The 17,399-nt window shown below is 68.4% G+C and carries 14 protein-coding genes; 7 read left to right on the top strand and 7 right to left on the bottom strand.

Annotated elements, in window-relative coordinates; translation table 11 throughout:
• Positions 1–6: 6 nt before the first annotated feature.
• A complete protein-coding gene (locus tag ACR4XW_RS11955; protein WP_434760782.1) occupies positions 7–1,338 on the top strand; it encodes an ABC transporter substrate-binding protein in 1,332 nt (443 codons plus the stop codon).
• A gap of 111 nt (positions 1,339–1,449) precedes the next feature.
• Here the strand turns inward: ACR4XW_RS11955 and lepA are convergent, their stop codons facing one another.
• On the bottom strand, positions 1,450–3,285 hold the full coding sequence (gene lepA / locus ACR4XW_RS11960) for a translation elongation factor 4 (protein ID WP_434760783.1): 1,836 nt from the start codon (positions 3,283–3,285) through the stop codon (positions 1,450–1,452).
• Positions 3,286–3,406: 121 nt separating this feature from the next.
• Between lepA and hrpB the strand changes: the two genes are divergently transcribed.
• Entirely contained in the window at positions 3,407–5,911 is a 2,505-nt protein-coding gene (gene hrpB, locus ACR4XW_RS11965; protein ID WP_434760784.1) for an ATP-dependent helicase HrpB, read from the top strand.
• Between the two features lie 205 nt (positions 5,912–6,116).
• Here the strand turns inward: hrpB and ACR4XW_RS11970 are convergent, their stop codons facing one another.
• The gene (locus ACR4XW_RS11970; protein ID WP_434760785.1) at positions 6,117–6,632 is read right to left on the bottom strand and encodes a hypothetical protein; all 516 of its coding nucleotides are present in this window, start codon (positions 6,630–6,632) and stop codon (positions 6,117–6,119) included.
• Positions 6,633–6,774: 142 nt separating this feature from the next.
• Here ACR4XW_RS11970 and rpsT point away from each other — a divergent pair, with 142 nt between their 5' ends.
• Both rpsT and ACR4XW_RS11980 read left to right on the top strand, forming a co-directional pair.
• Complete coding sequence (gene rpsT, locus ACR4XW_RS11975; RefSeq protein WP_434760786.1) at positions 6,775–7,035, top strand: 30S ribosomal protein S20; 261 nt, start codon at positions 6,775–6,777, stop codon at positions 7,033–7,035.
• Between the two features lie 152 nt (positions 7,036–7,187).
• Positions 7,188–7,814, top strand: a complete 627-nt coding sequence (locus ACR4XW_RS11980; protein WP_434760787.1) for a rhomboid family intramembrane serine protease — start codon at positions 7,188–7,190, stop codon at positions 7,812–7,814.
• On the opposite strand, the gene holA is transcribed toward ACR4XW_RS11980, so the two are convergent.
• Complete coding sequence (gene holA, locus ACR4XW_RS11985; RefSeq protein ID WP_434760788.1) at positions 7,792–8,757, bottom strand: DNA polymerase III subunit delta; 966 nt, start codon at positions 8,755–8,757, stop codon at positions 7,792–7,794. The genes ACR4XW_RS11980 and holA overlap by 23 nt on opposite strands.
• A 29-nt stretch (positions 8,758–8,786) precedes the next feature.
• Positions 8,787–11,150, bottom strand: coding sequence for a DNA polymerase III subunit alpha (gene dnaE / locus ACR4XW_RS11990; RefSeq protein ID WP_434760789.1), 2,364 nt, complete (start codon positions 11,148–11,150; stop codon positions 8,787–8,789).
• Between the two features lie 202 nt (positions 11,151–11,352).
• On the opposite strand from dnaE, the gene ACR4XW_RS11995 reads away from it, so the two are divergent.
• The 3 genes from ACR4XW_RS11995 (at position 11,353) to ACR4XW_RS12005 (ending at position 14,358) form a co-directional block, all read left to right on the top strand.
• The gene (locus ACR4XW_RS11995) at positions 11,353–12,726 is read left to right on the top strand and encodes a rhodanese-like domain-containing protein (RefSeq protein WP_434760790.1); all 1,374 of its coding nucleotides are present in this window, start codon (positions 11,353–11,355) and stop codon (positions 12,724–12,726) included.
• Positions 12,727–12,737: 11 nt separating this feature from the next.
• A complete protein-coding gene (locus ACR4XW_RS12000; RefSeq protein ID WP_434760791.1) occupies positions 12,738–13,517 on the top strand; it encodes a sulfite exporter TauE/SafE family protein in 780 nt (259 codons plus the stop codon).
• 244 nt (positions 13,518–13,761) lie between these two features.
• Positions 13,762–14,358, top strand: coding sequence for an acetate uptake transporter (locus tag ACR4XW_RS12005; protein ID WP_434760792.1), 597 nt, complete (start codon positions 13,762–13,764; stop codon positions 14,356–14,358).
• Between the two features lie 85 nt (positions 14,359–14,443).
• Here the strand turns inward: ACR4XW_RS12005 and rpiB are convergent, their stop codons facing one another.
• The 3 genes from rpiB to ACR4XW_RS12020 form a co-directional block, all read right to left on the bottom strand.
• Positions 14,444–14,920, bottom strand: coding sequence for a ribose 5-phosphate isomerase B (rpiB, locus tag ACR4XW_RS12010; protein WP_434760793.1), 477 nt, complete (start codon positions 14,918–14,920; stop codon positions 14,444–14,446).
• A gap of 80 nt (positions 14,921–15,000) precedes the next feature.
• Positions 15,001–15,450 carry a class F sortase gene (locus tag ACR4XW_RS12015; protein ID WP_434760794.1) on the bottom strand — a complete coding sequence of 150 codons (450 nt, stop codon included), beginning with the start codon at positions 15,448–15,450 and terminating at the stop codon, positions 15,001–15,003.
• A gap of 392 nt (positions 15,451–15,842) precedes the next feature.
• Entirely contained in the window at positions 15,843–17,393 is a 1,551-nt protein-coding gene (locus ACR4XW_RS12020; protein ID WP_434760795.1) for a hypothetical protein, read from the bottom strand.
• Positions 17,394–17,399 lie beyond the last annotated feature (6 nt).

Below are 17,399 nucleotides of genomic sequence, written 5' to 3' on the forward strand. Positions count from 1 at the left end.
ATACCCATGATTCGACCCAAGGCACTGGCTGCGGTGGCGATCGCCACCGGGCTGGCCCTGAGCGCGTGCTCACCCTCGGGCAACAACGGAGGCGGCGGCTCCGACGGTGAGAAGACCGTGGTCACGGTTCGACTGTGGGACGAGCAGATCAAGAAGGCCTACGACAAGAGCTTCGAGGAATTCGAGAAGCAGAACGACGACATCGACGTGCGCACCGTGTTGGTGCCGTGGGCGGACTACTTCACCAAGCTGCGCACCGACATGTCGGGCAACAATGCCGACGACCTGTTCATGATCAACAGCTCGTACATCCAGCCGTATATCAAGAACAACAACCTGGTCGAGATCGGCTCCGATTTCGACGACCTGAAGGAAGACTGGGTACCGGCCGCAGTCGAGCAGTACACCCACGACGACAAGTTGTGGGGGGTGCCGGCGCTCACCGACGGTGGGATCGCGGTCTACTACAACGAAGACCTGCTCACCGAGGCCGGGCTCACCCCCGAGGATCTGGCCGATCTCACCTGGAACCCCGACGGCCAGGGTGACACCTTCCTGCCGGTGGCCCAGAAGCTCACCAAGGATGCTTCCGGCAAGCGCGGGGACGAGTCCGGCTTCGACGGTTCGAAGCCCGGGGTGTGGGGATACTCCGCCGCCCAGGACCTGCAGGGCATCTACTACAACTTCGTCGGCTCCAACGGCGGCAAGTTCCAGGACGACGACGGCAACTTCGTCTTCGACTCCCCCGAGGCCGCCGGTGCCTTCCAGTACCTGGTCGACCTGATCAACAAGCACAAGGTCGCCCCGGCCGCGTCCAACACCAACAACAACGGTGACTTCACCCGCGACCAGTTCCTGCAGGGCAAGATCGTGCTCTTCCAGTCGGGCATCTACAACCTGAAGAACGTCGCCGACGGCGCCGACTTCACGTGGGGTATCGCCCCGATCCCGGCCGGACCCAAGGGCCGGGTGTCGGTGGTCAACACCGTGGTGGTGGCCGGTAACGCCGGCAGCGACTCCCCCGAGGAAACCAAGCGGGTGCTGCGCTGGTTGGGTAGCGACGGCGCGAAGTACCTGGGTGAATCCGGGGCGGCATTGCCCGCTGTGATCAGCGCCCAGGACGCTTACAACAAGTACTGGGAAGAGCAGAAGGTCGATCCGAGCCAGTTCGTCAAGCAGGGCAACGAGGAGTCGATCGGCGCCCCGTCCGGTGAGAACTACGGCGCCGCGGTGGAGGCTTTCAAGCCGGTCTTCGACGAGATCTTCCTGGGTCGCACCCCGGTCGAGCAGGGTCTGGCCAGCGCCCAGTCGGCCGCCAACGAGGCGATGAAGGGCTGAGGTCGCGCGAACGAACAACTCAGGGCCGCGCGAATACCGTGCGGCCCTGAGTTGTTTCGGAAGTATTGAGTCGCTCGGAGGTACCGAGTCGGACGCGGACGCTCCGCCCGTTCAGTCGCGCTTCTTGACCTCGGTTGTCGACAGGGCGGCGACGAAGGCCTCCTGGGGCACCTCGACCCGGCCGACCATCTTCATCCGCTTCTTGCCTTCCTTCTGCTTCTCCAGCAGCTTGCGCTTACGCGAAATGTCACCGCCGTAGCACTTGCTCAACACATCCTTGCGCAGCGCCCGAATGGTTTCGCGGGCGATCACCCGCGACCCGATGGCGGCCTGGATCGGCACCTCGAACTGCTGGCGCGGAATCAGGTCCTTCAACTTGCCGGCCATCATCAGCCCGTAGGAGTACGCGTTGTCGCGGTGCACGATCGCGGAGAAGGCATCCACCGCATCGCCGTGCAGCAGGATGTCGACCTTCACCAGATCGGAGGCCTCCTCACCGGCCTCGTCGTAGTCGAGGGAGGCATAGCCCTTCGTCCGCGACTTCAACTGGTCGAAGAAGTCGAACACGATCTCGGCCAGCGGCAGGCTGTAGCGGATCTCGACCCGGTCCTCCGACAGGTAGTCGAGGCCCAACTGCACCCCGCGCCGGGTCTGACACAGCTCGAGGATGGTGCCGATGTACTCCGCCGGGGCCAGGATCGTGGCCTTCACCATCGGCTCGTAGACCTCGGCGATCTTGCCGCTGGTCGGGTACTCCGAGGGATTGGTCACGGTGTGCTCCGTACCGTCCTCGAGCACCACCCGGTACACCACGTTCGGGGCGGTCGAGATCAGGTCGAGATTGAACTCCCGCTCCAACCGCTCCCGGACGATCTCCATGTGCAACAGACCGAGGAAGCCGATCCGAAATCCGAAGCCCAACGCACCGGAGGTCTCCGGTTCATAGGTCAGCGCGGCGTCGTTGAGCTGCAGTTTGTCGAGTGCCTCGCGCAAGAGCGAAAAGTCGTCCCCGTCGATCGGGTACAGCCCGGCGTAGACCATCGGGTTCGGCGGCTGGTAGCCGCCCAGATCCTTCTCGGCCGGGTGGGCGGCGCTGGTCACGGTGTCACCGACCCGCGACTGGCGCACCTCCTTCACCCCGGTGATCAGGTATCCCACCTCACCGACCCCGAGAGCCGAACTCTTCGTCGGTTCGGGGGCGATCACCCCGACCTCGAGGGTTTCGTGGGTGGCGCCGGTGGACATCATCAGCACCTTCTCGCGGTGCGACAGCTCACCGTCCACCACCCGCACGTAGGTGACCACACCCCGGTAGGTGTCGTAGACCGAGTCGAAGATCATCGCCCGCGCCGGGGCCTGCGGATCGCCGACCGGGGCGGGGATCTGCTCCACGATCGCGTCCAGCAGTTCGGGCACGCCGACACCGGTCTTGGCCGACACCCGCAGCACGTCGTCGGGGTCGCAGCCGATGATGCCGGCGAGTTCCTCGGCGAACTTCTCCGGCTGGGCGCTGGGCAGGTCGATCTTGTTCAGCACCGGAATGATGCTCAGGTCGGCGTCGATCGCCAGATACAGGTTCGCCAGGGTCTGCGCCTCGATGCCCTGAGCGGCGTCCACCAGCAGGATCGCGCCCTCGCAGGCGGCCAGCGACCGGGACACCTCATAGGTGAAGTCGACGTGACCGGGGGTGTCGATCATGTTCAGCACGTGGGTGCTGCCGTCGACCGTCCACGGCATCCGGACGGCCTGGGATTTGATGGTGATACCGCGTTCGCGCTCGATGTCCATCCGGTCGAGGTACTGGGCACGCATCGTCCGGTCGTCGACGAGTTCGGTCAGTTGCAACATCCGGTCGGCCAGGGTCGATTTGCCGTGGTCGATGTGGGCAATGATGCAGAAGTTGCGGATGATCGCCGGGTCGGTATGACCGGGAAGCGGTGAACTCATGCGGATCCATCGGGTCGATTGGGTGCGGAATGCACATTCTCGCATGTTGCACCGAAAAGCGCGTATCGCCCGATCACCGCGGCTCGGCGGTCGGCAGCGGCCGGTCCAGTAGCGTGGAGCAATGCCCTCTCTCGCCCAGGTGGTCGCCGACGGTTGTGGGCTGCCGTTCGCCGCGGCGACCGATGCGTTGCGCGCGGCGGTGATCGACGCCGGGGTGGCGGTGGTGGAGGCCCCACCGGGCACCGGCAAGACAACCCTGGCCCCGGCGGTGGTGGCCGAGCAGGTGAGCGGACGGGTGGTGGTCACCCAACCCCGCCGGGTTGCCGCCAGGGCTGCCGCCCGTCGACTCGCCTCGCTGACCGGCACCCGGGTCGGCGAGGTGGCCGGTTTCACCGTGCGCGGGGAGCGGGTCGTCGAAGCCGGCGCGCGGGTCGAGATGGTCACCCCCGGGGTGCTGCTGCGCAGACTGTTGCGTGACCCGGCCCTGGACGGGGTGGGCGCGGTGATTTTGGACGAGGTGCACGAACGCAGCCTGGACACCGACCTGTTGAGCGGTCTGCTGACCGAAGTGCGTTCGCTGCGCGATGACCTGGTGGTGGTCGCGATGTCGGCCTCACTCGATGCCGCCGGATTCGCCGGGCTGCTCGGTGGCGATGCCCCGGCACCGGTGGTCGGGGTACCGGCGGTGTTGCATCCCCTGGAGGTGCGGTGGGCCCCGGGGCCCGCGCCGCTGGATGCCCGAGGTACCGCGCGCGACTTTCTCGACCATGTCGCAGCCACCACTGTGCGCGCTGTCGACGAACGTCGCGACGGTGGTGATGTGTTGGTCTTCCTGCCCGGAATGCGGGAGGTACGGGTCGTTGCCGAGGCGCTGCGTGGTCGGTTGTCGGCCGAGGTGCTGGAGTTGCACGGCCGCATCGGGGCCCGCGAGCAGGACCGCGCCGTGTCGGGTCGAGAGGCGGGCGACCCGCCCCGGGTGGTGGTGGCGACCAATATCGCAGAGTCGTCGCTGACCATCGACGGCGTGCGGGTGGTGGTCGATGCCGGGCTGGCCCGCGAACCCCGCCGCGATTCCGGACGCGGGATGGCCGGGCTGGTGACGGTGCGCTGCTCCAAGTCGTCGGCCGAGCAGCGGGCCGGACGTGCCGCCCGCCAGGGGCCCGGCACGGTGTGGCGGTGCTACGACGAGACCACTTTTTCCGGTCTTCGCGCCCAGGCGACTCCGGAGGCCCAGTCGGCCGATCTCACCGGCGCCCTGCTCACCCTGGCGGCCTGGGGTGCCCCACGGGGTGCGGGCCTGCGCCTGCCCGGCCCACTGCCGACCGCGGCGGTGCGTGAGGACGAAGAGGTGCTGCGGATGCTGGATGCGGTCGATGCCGACGGCCGGATCACCGCCCAGGGACGCCGACTGGTCGAGATCCCGGCCGCCCCACGCTGGGCCCGAGCATTGCTGGACGGCGCCGAACAGGTGGGTGGCCGACTCGCCGCCGAGATCGTCGCTGCCGCGGAACTGGATATCGACGGTGACTTGGCCGCGGTGCTGCCCGCGCTGCGTCGGGGCACCGCGGAGTCACGGCGTTGGGCTGCCGAGGCCGACCGGTTGGAGCGGCTCGTCGGGGCCGGGCGAGGAGGCGACGGCGCCGAACCCGGCACCGTGGTGGCGCTGGCCCATCCGGAACGGATCGCCCGCAAGGTCGGCGACTCCCACCTGCTCGCCTCCGGCACCCGGGCCGCGGCACCGGCGGGGCTGGCCGGTTCGGAGTGGCTGGCGGTGGCTGATGTGTCCAGGGCGTCCGGCGCCGCCGCGGCCGGAACCGGCGCGGTGATCAGGTCGGCGATGGCCATCGACGAAGCCACAGCCCGGGCCGCTGCCGGTCACCTGCTGACCGACGAGGTGCGCGCCGAACTGACCGAGGGCAGGCTGCGGGCGCGACGGGTCACCGCTCTGGGTGCGATCGAACTGACTTCCACGCCGGTGCCGGCCGAGCAGCTCGGCGCCGATGCCGTCCGTGCGGTGCTGCAAGACCGCGGCCTGTCGGTGATCGGTTGGTCGCCCGCCGCCGAGGGGCTCCGGCGCCGACTCGCCCTGCTCCACCGCGTGCTCGGCAAAAACAGTGAACTCGGTGAGCCCTGGCCGGCGGTCGACGATGCGTCGCTGCTGGGTCGGCTGGACGATTGGCTGGCCCCGGAACTGGCCGAGGCAGCCCGCACCGGACGCCTGGCGGGTATCGATCTGGCCGGGCCACTGCGCCGGCTGGTGCCCTGGCAGCAGGCACACCGGCTCGACGATCTCGTCCCCGAGAGGCTGGAGGTGCCGAGTGGGTCGAAGATCCGACTGGACTATCCCCCGGTCGGCGACGATGCCGCAGTGGTGTGTGCGGTGAAGTTGCAGGAGTGCTTCGGGCTGGCGTCCTCACCGACCCTGGTCGACGGTCGGGTGCGGGTGCTGTTCCACCTGCTCTCACCGGCGGGCAGGCCCCTGGCGATCACCGATGATCTGGCGTCCTTCTGGGCCGGGCCCTATGCCCAGGTGCGCGCCGAAATGCGCGGCCGCTACCCCAAACACCCCTGGCCGGAGGACCCCTGGTCGGCACCGGCCACCGCCCGCACCAAACCCCGGCGGTAGCTCGGATGCGCTGAAGCCTGAAAGCGCTGTCCCCGAAACCCACAATCTCCGACATGCAACCCGGACTCGTTCCTGCGTGGCCTACTACGTGGTGCAGGAACGAGTCCGGGTTGCATCTGCGGGATGGGAGGGGACGGGGCCGGGCCGCTGGGCCCTCGCAGGCAGCGGGTGTGTCCGACCCGGTCAGCGGGCGTGTCCGACTCGTTCAGCGGCTGCGGGTCACCGCAACGGTGAGGCCCGCGGCCATGAGGTGGTCCATCCCGCTGAACCGGGCGTGGAAGTTGTTGCGGCGCAGTTCGATGCCGAGCGCGGCCCGACCGGTGGGATCGTCGAGTTTCCACCGGGTGTCGCCCGGCACCCGCATCTGCCGGCGCAGACTCCACCACGGCGGGCGCACCGGCCCACCGCGCAGGACGATGTCGTCCGGCTCACCCGCAAGATGCACCTGCATCGCCCGGCCGTTGCGGGTGAAGACCGCCCGCTCCTCGCCGCCGATACTGATGCGCTGCTCATCCGGCGCCCATCGCACGGCCAGGAGTTCGGCACCGGAACGGTCGCGGAAGATCACATCGTCACTGCCGGGTCGGGCAACCTCATCGGCCTCGGCCAGTACGGTTCCGTCCGGGGCGGTGAGGGTGAACAACACGGCGAAACCCCGCAGCGTCACGCCTCCCCGAGGAAATGCCCCCCGGCGCCGCACCACGATGGCTTGCTCGCTCATGGTTGTCAGGCTGTCACATCCGATTGGCGCATCCGGGGGCGGGTTGTTAAAGTAGGTCGTCGCGTCGCGAGACGGCGAGCCCGCGTGCTTGCCTCCAGGACGCACCAGACCCGAAGAAACCAACGAAGCAGAGGCTTGCCCCGTGGCGAATATCAAGTCCCAGATCAAGCGCAACAAGACCAACGAGAAGGCGCGGCTGCGCAACAAGGCCGTGAAGTCGGCCCTGCGTACCCACGCCCGTCGGTTCAACGAGGCCGTCGAGGCCGGCGAGACCGAGAAGGCCCAGGAGCTGGCCCGCGTCGCCACCCGTGCGCTGGATCGTGCCGCGAGCAAGGGTGTCATCCACCGCAACCAGGCCGCGAACCGCAAGTCGACCATCGCCAGCAAGGCCGCCGCGCTCTGATCTGATCGGCGACCTCCGCCGCCCACGAACCTACTTCGGGTTGACCGGCGTTCCCTTCGGGGACGCCGGTTTTTGGCGTCCACCCGCAGCGGCCCGTACCCCGGCCCCGCGCACGACTTGTGCCTGACCTGCCGGCGGGGACAATGGACGATATGAGCCACTCCCCCGTCACCACCCCCTCACGCTGGGAACAGCCCAAGCGGGCCGCCCTGCTGATCGGCGGCTTGGTGCTGGCTATGTATGCCCTCGAACTGATCGACACCGTCACCTTCGGCTTCCTCGACCAGTTCGGCATTCGCTCCTGGCAGCCCTCCTCGCTGCCGATGATCCTGGTCGCGCCGTGGCTGCATTTCGGCTGGTCCCACCTGCTGGCGAACACGATTCCGTTCGCGGTGCTGGGTTTCCTGATTCGGGTGACCACCTCCTTCGGGCGGTGGCTGATCACCACCGTGATCACCGCGGTGGTCTCGGGATTGACGGCCTGGCTGCTCTCCCCGCTGTACACGATCGTGGCCGGCGCCAGCGGGGTGATCTTCGGATATCTCACCTACCTACTGGCCCGCGGCATCTTCAGCCGCGACATCGGTCAGATACTGGTCGCCGTAGTGGTCTTCATCGCCTACGGCTCGGTGCTGCTGGGCGTGCTGCCGACCACCGCCGGGGTGTCCTGGCAGGCACACCTGGGTGGGGCACTCGGTGGCGTCCTGGCGGCTTGGCTGCTGCACAAGCGCCAGGCGCCGGCACCCGGGGCGAAGGTCAGCGCCGCACCAGGCCGCTGATCTGCAACACCATTCGTTCCAGGGCGTACTCGGGGTCGTTGGCGGCACCCTTGATGTCGGCATCGGCACTGGCGGTGATCAGCAGTGCCTTGGCCAGGGTGTCGGGTTGCCAGCCGCGCAGTTGCTGGCGCATCGTCTTCAGCTTCCACGGGGGCACCCCGACCTCGGCGGCGACATCGGCATCGCGGCCGCCGCGGCGTGCCCCGGCAAGTTTGGCCAACCCGCGCAGTCCGGACGCACAGGCGCTGGTCACCAGCACCGGCGCCACCCCGGTGGCCAACGCCCAGCGCAACTGACCCAGCGCCTGCTGGGGGCGTCCGTTGATCGCGGCATCGGCGATCGCGAAGCTGGTCACCTCGGCCCGCCCGGCGAAATACCGGTGCACGAAGTGCTCGCTGATGACGTTCCCGTCCGCGTCGGCCACGAGTTGGCTGACCGCACTGGCCAGGGTGCGCAGGTCGGTGCCGGCCGCGTCCACCAAGGCCACCGCGGCCTCGGAGTCGATGCGTCCGCCGGCCGAGCGCACCTCCTGCTGAACGAACTTCGGCACCTCGTAGTGCTTCGGTTTCGGGCAGGCGATCTCCTTGACCTTGGCCTTCTTGAGCTTGGTGAGCACGCCGCGTCCCTTGTTGCCCGCTGAGGGCACCAGCACCAGCGCGGCGTCGGGATGGGGTTGGGCGGCCATCGCCAGGATCTGCTCGGCCACGTCGTCGGCGGCATCGCCCAGATCCCGGATCACCGTCACCGAACTGGTCGCGAACAACGATCCGCCGGTCATCTCGGTCAGTGAGCCGCCGGTCACCTCACCGGCGGCGACATCGTGCACCTCGACCTGGGGGTCGGCCTCGCGGCAGGCCCGCACCAGGCGCGCTACGGCGCGGTCGACGAGCAGGTCCTCGCCCCCGGTGATCAGGGTGACGGTGCCGAACGGTGTTGCCTCCACGTGCCCAGCATGCCAGTTGCCACCGACACTCAGTGGTCAGCGGTGTCCCGGGTCGACGAGGTGGCGGCCACCGCCACGGTGAACTCGCTCGGGTAGCGCGCCTTCAGCCAGGCCATCCAGTAGGTGATCATCGCGTACCCGGCCATGTGTGATTTCAACACCGTGTTGCCGGTGACCTCCCACAACCAGTTCCAGGCGGCTTCGGCGGCGTCCAGGCTGTGGGCGCGTCCGGCCATCGCCGCCTGGAAGCGCATGAACTCCTCGTCCAGCATCGGGTAGTGCTGCCGGGCCAGATTGCGGCGCAGCCGGTCGGCCTCGGTCGGGCGGTAGCCGGCCAGGACGTGGATCGCGCGCATCACCTGTTCCTCGTACAGGGCCAGTCCGTAGGTCTCCGACAGCACCGAGGGAAGCACTTCGGCCAGCTCGGGATGCGGGTAGCCGACTTCCTCGAGCCCGTGTTTGCGGCGGGCATAGGCACCGGCCATCCCCGCGTCCGGTGTCGAGCCCCGGAGCAGCGCGGAGAAGGCGACCAGGTCGGCGAAGCGGTCGGGCCGGATCTGGCGCAGCAGGTCGGTGCGGCTGCGCTGTTCGAACTGGAACACCCCCGCGGTGTTGCCCCGGTTCAGCATCCGGAAGGTGGTGCGATCGGACGGGGTGCGCGACAGCTCCGACAGATCCACCTCCACCCCGATGGAGCGCAACCGGCGCAGTGCGTCGGCGATCGTGGACAGCGGTGCCAGCCCCAGGGATTCGACGCATTCGGTGAGGTTCGCCGGATCGGTGAACTGGGTGACCCGAACCCCGTCGGGGTCGCGGGTGGTGGCGACGTTGTCCTCCATCGGCCCCGCGGAGATCGCCAGCGCCCGATGCCGCGGGTAATGCCGACGGGTCAGCCCCTCCAGGGCCCGCGCGGTCTGCACGATCGGGTGCACCCGTTCGTCCAGTTGCAGTAACCGGCGCAGTTGCTCCCCGGTGCCGTGCAGCTGGTGGGTGGTGTTCTGCAGCTCCGACAGGGGCAGCCGGGGTGGGATCGCCCGCCGCACCCGCCCGGCCAGCTCCTCGGAGCAACCGCTCAGCCGGATCGCCTCGTGCATCGCCGCTCCGGGGCCGAAGACGGCCGAGCGCAGGGTGCGGGCGACCCGGTCGGCGCCGTGATGGCCGATGGTGTGGTCGATGACCTCATCGACCCGGTCGGCCTCGTAGTCGACCGGCAGCCCGGGGAAGTCATCGGTCTCGGGGTTGAGCAGCCGTTCGAAGAGCAGGCCGTGTTCCAGCGGGTCGAGGTCGGTGATGTGCAGGGCATAGCAGCACACCGAACCGGCGTTGGCGGCCCGCCCGGGCCCGACCACGATCCCCCGGGCACGCGCCCGGGCGACCTGTTCGGCCACGAGCAGAAAGTGCGTACTGCGGTGACATTCGCCGATCACCCGCAGTTCTTCACCGGCCCGTTCGCGCACCGGTTCGGGCACTCCGTCGGGGTAGCGCTCGACCAGGCCCCGCTCGACCAGTCGGGTCAACCAGCCGTGTGCGCTGTGCCCGTCCGGAACCACCGCTTCGGGTGCCTGCACGCCGGGCCGCGGATACCGCGCGGTGCAGCGTTCGGCAATCTCCAGGGTGGCCTCGCAGGCTCCGGGCAGGTCGGCGAACAGGGTTCGCATCCGGGCCGGGGACAACAGCGAACGGTTCGTATCGCCGGGGCTCAGCTCACCGGGGGCATGGGTGTGCCCGCGGCCGGGCAGCCGCAACAGCACCTCGTTGTTCGCCGCGTCCGATTCCAGCACGTAGTGGACGTCGTTGGTGGCGACCAGGGGCAGGTTCAGGTCCGTCGAGATCCGCAGCAGCCCGTCACGCACCCGGCTGCTGAGCAACTGCGGGGCGACTACCTCCACGTACAGGTTGTCGGCGCCGAAGATGTCGCGCAGTACCGCGGCGGTGGCCAGGGCCTCGTCGTATTCGCCCCGGCGCAGCAGCCGCTGCACGTCCCCCTCGGCGCACCCGGTGGTGCCGATCAGGCCCTCGGCGTGCTCGGCGAGCATTTCCACGTCGGTGATCGGCAGCTCGGCCTCCGGATCGGGCCGCTGGGGCGCGGAGGCGAGCCGGAACAGGTTGCGCAATCCGGTGTCGTCGGCGGCCCAGACGGTGAGATGGCCGAAGCTACCGGTGTCGTCGGGCCGCATCGCCAGATAGGGCTCGAGGCCGATGATCGGTCGAATACCGGCGGCCTCGGCGGCCCGGACGAACTCCGGTACGCCGTGCAGGTAGCCGTGGTCGGTGATCGCCAGCGCCGGCATACCGAGCCGCCGGGCCCGTTCGCACAGGTCGCCGACCTTGGCGTTGGCGTCCCCGGCGGCGATCTCGGTGTGGACGTGCAGGTGCACGAACTGATCGGCCATCCCCTGTCCCTCCCCACCGCTCGCGACTTATCCTCCACTGTGACATGCATCACCGGACGATGTGGGGATGGGGGTTCACCGGTACCGAATCCTTCCGTCCCGGAGTTGGAGATCAATACCCCCGGGGAGATCTTGCATATACCCCTGGGGGTATGTAATCTAGTGATCGGACGAGACCGCTACCCGCAGCCGAGGAGCACCCATGCATTTCACGCAGTACTACCTGGACTGCCTTTCGCAGGCGTCCTACCTGATCGGCGATCCCAGCACCGGCCGTGCCGTCGTGGTGGATCCCCGTCGCGACATCGAGGAGTACCTGACCGACGCCCGCGACGCCGGCCTGACCATCGAGGGCGTGATTCTGACCCACTTCCACGCCGACTTCGTCTCCGGACACCTGGAGCTGGCCGAACAGACCGGCGCCTGGATCGGTTTCGGCGACCGGGCCGAGCCCGAATTCGACTTCCGCGCCCTGTCCGACGGGGAACGGATTTCGCTCGGTGACGTGCAGTTGCAGATCATGACCACTCCGGGCCACACCCCCGAGTCGATCAGCGTGCTGGTCTACGAGCACGCCGACGACGAGGTGCCGTACGGGGTGCTGACCGGCGACGCGCTGTTCATCGGCGATGTGGGCCGTCCCGACCTGTTGGCCTCGATCGGGGTCACCCAGGCCGAACTGGCCTCGCAGCTGTACCACTCGGTGCAGCACAAACTGATGGCACTGCCCGACGAGGTGAAGGTGTACCCGGCCCACGGCGCCGGTTCGGCCTGCGGCAAGAACCTGTCGACGGAGAAGGTCTCCACGATCGGCGCCCAGCGGATGAGCAACTACGCCTGCGCGCCGATGAGCGAGGAGAAGTTCGTCGACCTGGTCACCGAGGGGCAGCCCCCCGCCCCGGCCTACTTCGCCCACGATGCGATGGCCAACCGCCAAGACCGTCAGGTGCGCGAGGTCGACGCCGAGATTCCGGCACTGAATGCCACCCAGTTGGACGCGGTGCTGGCCGAGGGCGTGATCGTGCTGGACTCCCGTGACCCGATGGACTTCGCCGCCGGCCACCTGGCCGGTTCGATCAATGTCGGCTTCGACGGCCGGATGGCCGAGACCGCCGGTATGGTGATCGAGCCCGACCAGAAGTTCGTGATCGTGGCCGAGGACGGGCACGAGCAGCAGACCGCCGTGCGGATGGCCCGGATCGGCTTCGACAAGGCGATCGGATACGTGCCCCGGATCGAGCAGTACCTGGTCGAGCACCAGGATCGGGCCCGCCGGGCCAGCCGGATGACCCCGGCGCGGATGTTCGAGATTCTGAACGCCGACAGCGAGGTGCAACTGGTCGACATCCGCAATGACGGCGAACTGGCCAACGGTCAGGTCGAGGGGGCCAAGCACATTCCGTTGGCCCAGTTGCCGAAGCGCCGCGACGAGTTGGACCCCGCCAAGCCGATCGTGCTGCACTGCGCCGGCGGCTACCGCTCGAGCGTGGGCGCGAGCTGGTTGCGCAACCATGGCTTCGACGACGTGTCCGACGTGCTCGGCGGGTACAACGCCATCGCGACCGTGTCGGCCTGAGGGGCTACTGGATGGCATTGCTGTGGGTCGCCCCGCTCGGGCTGATCGTCGGGCTCGCGCTCGGCAGCCTGGGCGGCGGCGGCGCGATCCTGACGGTGCCCGCTCTGGTGTACCTGTTGGGACAATCACCACAAGCCGCCACCACCGGGTCGCTGATCATCGTCGGCCTCACCGCACTGGCCGGCACCCTGCCGCATCGACGCAAGGGCAACCTGCGCACCCGTCAGGGCGTGGTGTTCGGCCTGTTGGGCATCGCCGGCTCCTTCCTCGGGGCCCGGCTGGCGGCCGGAGTGGCCCCGCAGGTGCTGATGTCGGCCTTCGCAGGGTTGATGTTCGTGGTGGGCGCGCTGATGATCGCCAAGGTCCGGCGCGCCGCCCGAGCCGGTGGCGGCCGGGAGACGACCGAGACCAAGGTCCGGCCCGTCCGGTTGGTGCTGGTGGCCACCGGGGTCGGGGTGCTGACCGGCTTCTTCGGGGTCGGCGGTGGCTTCGCGGTGGTGCCGGCCCTGGTGCTGGTGCTGGGCCTGTCCATGCCGGTGGCGGTCGGCACCTCCCTGCTGGTGATCGCGATCAACAGTGCCACCGCCCTGTTCTTCCGACTGGGCAGCGGGGTTGAACTCGACTGGGTGGCGATCGGCGGCTTCGCACTGTTCGCGGTGATCGGGTCACTGTTCGGGGCCCGGGTGTCCCAGCGCATTTCGCCGACCACCTTGACCAAGGCCTTCATCGTGATGCTGTTGACGGTGGCCACGTACATGGCGGTGGCGAACGTTCCCGCCCTGTTCGGCTGAGCCGGCCGTTTCGACCCCGCCCTAGCAGGCCCGGCCGGGGCTCGGTGTGATCGCAGCCACACTTCTGATGTGATTAACAACACCCACTCAGCGGGAAGATAGTTGACGAGATGGCCCCTGCATGCAGGGGCGCTGTGAGTAGGCTCACCGGAGTCCGGTGGCATGCGTCACATCGGGACATATCGCCGGGTGAGTGGCAGTACTTCCCGGCGAGTCACATTCACCCACGGTAAGAAGGCCAACGATGACCCAGACCGTTTCCGTCTCCCCCTCGCCCGGCATTGCGATCGCCGACCCCGGTGCTCTCGGCACCGCCGCTTTTGCGGTCACCACCTTTGTGCTGAGCACGTTCAACGCGGGCCTGCTGCCCCTCGAACTCGAGCCCGTGGTCTTCGGCCTGGCACTGTTCTACGGCGGGATCATTCAGGTGATCGCCGGCATCATCGAGTTCTTCAAGAACTCCACCTTCGGTGCCATCGTGTTCTGCTCCTACGGTGGCTTCTGGCTGGCGTTCTGGTACTACGCCACCTTCGTGTCACCGGGGCTGCCGAAGGAATCGGCTCATCTGGCGACCGGCATTTTCCTGCTCGCCTGGACCCTGTTCACGGTGTATCTCACCGTGGCTGCCTCGAAGGTGCACAAGATGATGCTGATCACCTTCGTGCTGCTGCTGATCACCTTCATCATGCTCACCTCCGGGGCGTTGACCGCCACCACCGTGCTGACCCGGATCGGTGGCTTCACCGGTCTGATCACCGCCTTCTGTGCGTGGTACCTCAGTGCCGCCTCGGTGCTGTCGAGCACCTTCGGGCGTGAACTGCTGCCCCTGGGCAAGAGCTGATCCTCCACAAGCACAAGAGCACAAAGAGACGGTGACCGGTTCTGCGCACAGACCGGTCACCGTCTCTTTTCGGGCCGCTTCGGGGTCAGGCGGGGCAGCGCGGAACTTCGGTGGTGTCCGGGGTGTCGCCGTCCAGGTCGTTGATCAGTTCCACCCGACGGTCGTGGCGTCCGCCCTCGTACTCAGCCGCCAGCCAGGTCTCGACGATCATCCAGGCCAGGTCGGGCCCGACCACCCGGGCACCGATCGCCAATGCATTGGCGTCGTTGTGCCGCCGCGACATCTCGGCCGAGTACGGCTCGGAGCAGATCGCACACCGGATGCCGGGAACCTTGTTGGCCGAGATACCGATGCCGACCCCGGTGCCGCAGATCAGCAGTGCGCGATCGGCTCGGCCCTGGGCGACCTCGTGGGCACCGGCAGCGCCGTACACCGGGTAGTCGACGCTCTCGGTGCTGTTCACACCGACGTCGATCACCTCGTGGCCGGCTGCGGTGATCTTCTCGACCAAGTACTTCTTGAGTTCGACGGCGGCGTGGTCATTGCCCAAGGCGATCTTCACGGCTGCTCCTGTGGTTGTGCGGTGTCTGCATCAGCCATTGTTCGCCGTGGGTGGTGTCGGCGCCAACCCGGGGGCGGTCATCACGGCTTCGCGACAGGTTCGGCGATGATCACCAGGTTGTCGCGGTACTCGTTGCGGCCGTTGACGGTGATCACCGGTCCCGCACAGGTGACCAGTGCCAGCCGATGCGGACCCCCGGTGTCGAACAGGTCCAGCGGCAGATCGTGGGCTCGGTAGACGTTCAGTTCCACAGCTCGCCACAGGTGGGTGCGCCCGGCGGTGTCGACGGTGCGGATCGTGGCGCCCGGTTGCAGTCGGTGCCATTGGTGCCCCACTCCGGGGCGGGCGCCGAGGGCGACGTGGCCGGCCAACAGCACCGTGCCATGGGCGTCGCCGAGCTCGGCACCGCCACTCCACCGTCCGATGCGTTCGAGGTGGTCGGGCAGCAACAACTCGCCGGCCGCCGAGCCGACCGGGTCGATCGGAGCAGAGACGTCCAACTGTTCGATCACCAAGCGTTCGGCTTGCACCTGCGATGGTGCCGACTGGACGCTCGGCTCGGTGGTGCGAGGGTGCGGATGCGGGCTTGCGGTCCGCAGTGCCGATGTCGAAGGCGTTGGCATCTGTGTGTTGGGCTCGGAGTCGCTCTCAGCCGATGTCGGTGACGCCGCCGTGTCCGGTGCCCGCCAGGGTGCTGCCGCCGGTGCGGATGGGGGCGCCAGCACCCTGCCGAGTTGACCGAGCCCGATTCCGACCAGCAACACGGTGATCAATACCGCGGCAATGGTCACTCCCAGCCCACCCCTGCACCTCGGCGCGGAGCCTCTACGAGGTGCGCGTGCCTCGGCGGCGGACCTTCGTGGCCCTGCCGGCGCAGCCCGGTCCCGACGTCGAGGGCTCTCCACTGCGCGACGGGGCCGGGTCATCGGCGCCGCCGGTGGCGGATTTCACCGGCCAGGGCACCGGCGAACACAATCCCCGCCCCCACGGCAACGATCTGCCCGGTGATCATCGGTGGTAGGCCACCCGCGCGGATCCGCAGTCGCCGGGACGCCTCCGGTTGCTCCGGGGCCGATGCCATCGCTGCCGGACCGGTCGGATGCGGGGACGGGACGGGGTTAGGCGTCGGGGTCGCCTCCGGCGCGGGAGTCGGTTGCGGGGTGGGCGTGGCTTCCGGTGACGGGGCGGGAGGTTCCGGCTCCGGGCTGGGTTCGGCGGATGGTTCGGGTGGCGGCTCTGTGACGAGCGTGGTTTCGGACGCGATACCGCAGGCGGTCCGGTGTGCTTGCTGGGTGGGTGTCCGGCCGAGCTCGATCACCCACGTGTAGTGGCCCGGCTCGGTGGGTTTCAGGCTCGGGGTGGTCACCGCCGTGCTGGTTGCCCCGGATACCGCGAAGGTGACCCGACCGTGCTCCTCATCGGCCCGGCAGTGTTGTGCGGTCGGCGGTTCGTCGTAGGGGCCGTACAGGATTGCAGTGGCCTGCTGGGTTCCGGGGTCGATGCCGGTCAGGGTGACGACGTCGCTGAGTTCTGCCCCTGCTTCGATCTCCGCGGCCGAGGTCGTGGTCGACACCTTCGGCTGTCGCAGTGCCACGGTGGTGGTGATCGCACCGGTCAGCTCGGCGCGCGGCGCCATTCCGGTCATCCGTTGCACCCGGCCATCGATGTGGTTGGGATTGGCATGGTGTCGGGCCCGATACAGCAGTGGCCGACTCGCCGGCACGTGGGCACGCACCTCGACCGTGTGCTTGCCGGCCCCGGCCGGAACCTGCACCCGGTACTCACCTCCCGCGTACTGCGGGGTGACGCCGCGACCGTTGACCTGCACCTTCACCGGTGCCTGGATCGGTTGTCCGGAAGCGGCCAACACCCGAATCCGCGCGATGCCCCGCTCTTCGAGGCCCGGTTTCGTTACCCACATCACCTCCAACCGGTACGGCCCGGAGCGTTCGGTCATCAACCGCTCCATCGTCGCCACATGTCGTGCCACCGCCGGGCGCGCCCGAACCGTTGCGGCATAGCGTTCGGCAACCCGGTCGTGTTGGGCACGGCCCCCGGCGGTGCGGGTGCGGATCACGTGATCCATCGCAGCAACCCAGTCACTGTCCTTCTTGTTCCGGGAGTGGTCGAGCAGCCAGGCGATCTCGGCCCAGGCCCGGTCGGTGATCACCGGGCCACGCAGTGCGCGCGGGTCGCCCTGGGTTCCGCCATAGCCGACCTGTTTCGGCACCTTGGCTGCGATGCTCGACACCCAGCCGGAGGCGTTGCGGGGCCCTCGGGAGTTGAGGTCGATGCAGTACACGACCGTGGATCCGAGGTGATACTGGCCCATCTCCGCGGTACCGCGCGGGGTCGGGATCCGGTGTCCGGCGGGGCCGAAACCGTCGTCGGGGCGAGCATGGGCCAGGTGGGTGGGCAGCATGATCAGCGCCGCAGCACACAGCAGCGCTGCCAGCCATCGAGGGAGGTTCATCGGGGG

It is taken from the genome of Pseudenemella bisphenolivorans (assembly GCF_051133435.1).
Lineage (GTDB): Bacteria > Actinomycetota > Actinomycetes > Propionibacteriales > Propionibacteriaceae > JAAYAO01.

Bases quoted from the DNA above. Each gene is read 5' to 3' on its own strand.
- ACR4XW_RS11955 (WP_434760782.1), top strand. From the start codon at position 7: ATGATTCGACCCAAGGCACTGGCTGCGGTGGCGATCGCCACCGGGCTG.
- ACR4XW_RS12005 (WP_434760792.1), top strand. From the start codon at position 13,762: ATGACCCAGACCGTTTCCGTCTCCCCCTCGCCCGGCATTGCGATCGCC.
- ACR4XW_RS11970 (WP_434760785.1), bottom strand. From the start codon at position 6,632: ATGAGCGAGCAAGCCATCGTGGTGCGGCGCCGGGGGGCATTTCCTCGG.
- ACR4XW_RS11995 (WP_434760790.1), top strand. From the start codon at position 11,353: ATGCATTTCACGCAGTACTACCTGGACTGCCTTTCGCAGGCGTCCTAC.
- ACR4XW_RS11980 (WP_434760787.1), top strand. From the start codon at position 7,188: ATGAGCCACTCCCCCGTCACCACCCCCTCACGCTGGGAACAGCCCAAG.
- lepA (WP_434760783.1), bottom strand. From the start codon at position 3,285: ATGAGTTCACCGCTTCCCGGTCATACCGACCCGGCGATCATCCGCAAC.
- ACR4XW_RS12000 (WP_434760791.1), top strand. From the start codon at position 12,738: ATGGCATTGCTGTGGGTCGCCCCGCTCGGGCTGATCGTCGGGCTCGCG.
- dnaE (WP_434760789.1), bottom strand. From the start codon at position 11,150: ATGGCCGATCAGTTCGTGCACCTGCACGTCCACACCGAGATCGCCGCC.
- hrpB (WP_434760784.1), top strand. From the start codon at position 3,407: ATGCCCTCTCTCGCCCAGGTGGTCGCCGACGGTTGTGGGCTGCCGTTC.
- ACR4XW_RS12020 (WP_434760795.1), bottom strand. From the start codon at position 17,393: ATGAACCTCCCTCGATGGCTGGCAGCGCTGCTGTGTGCTGCGGCGCTG.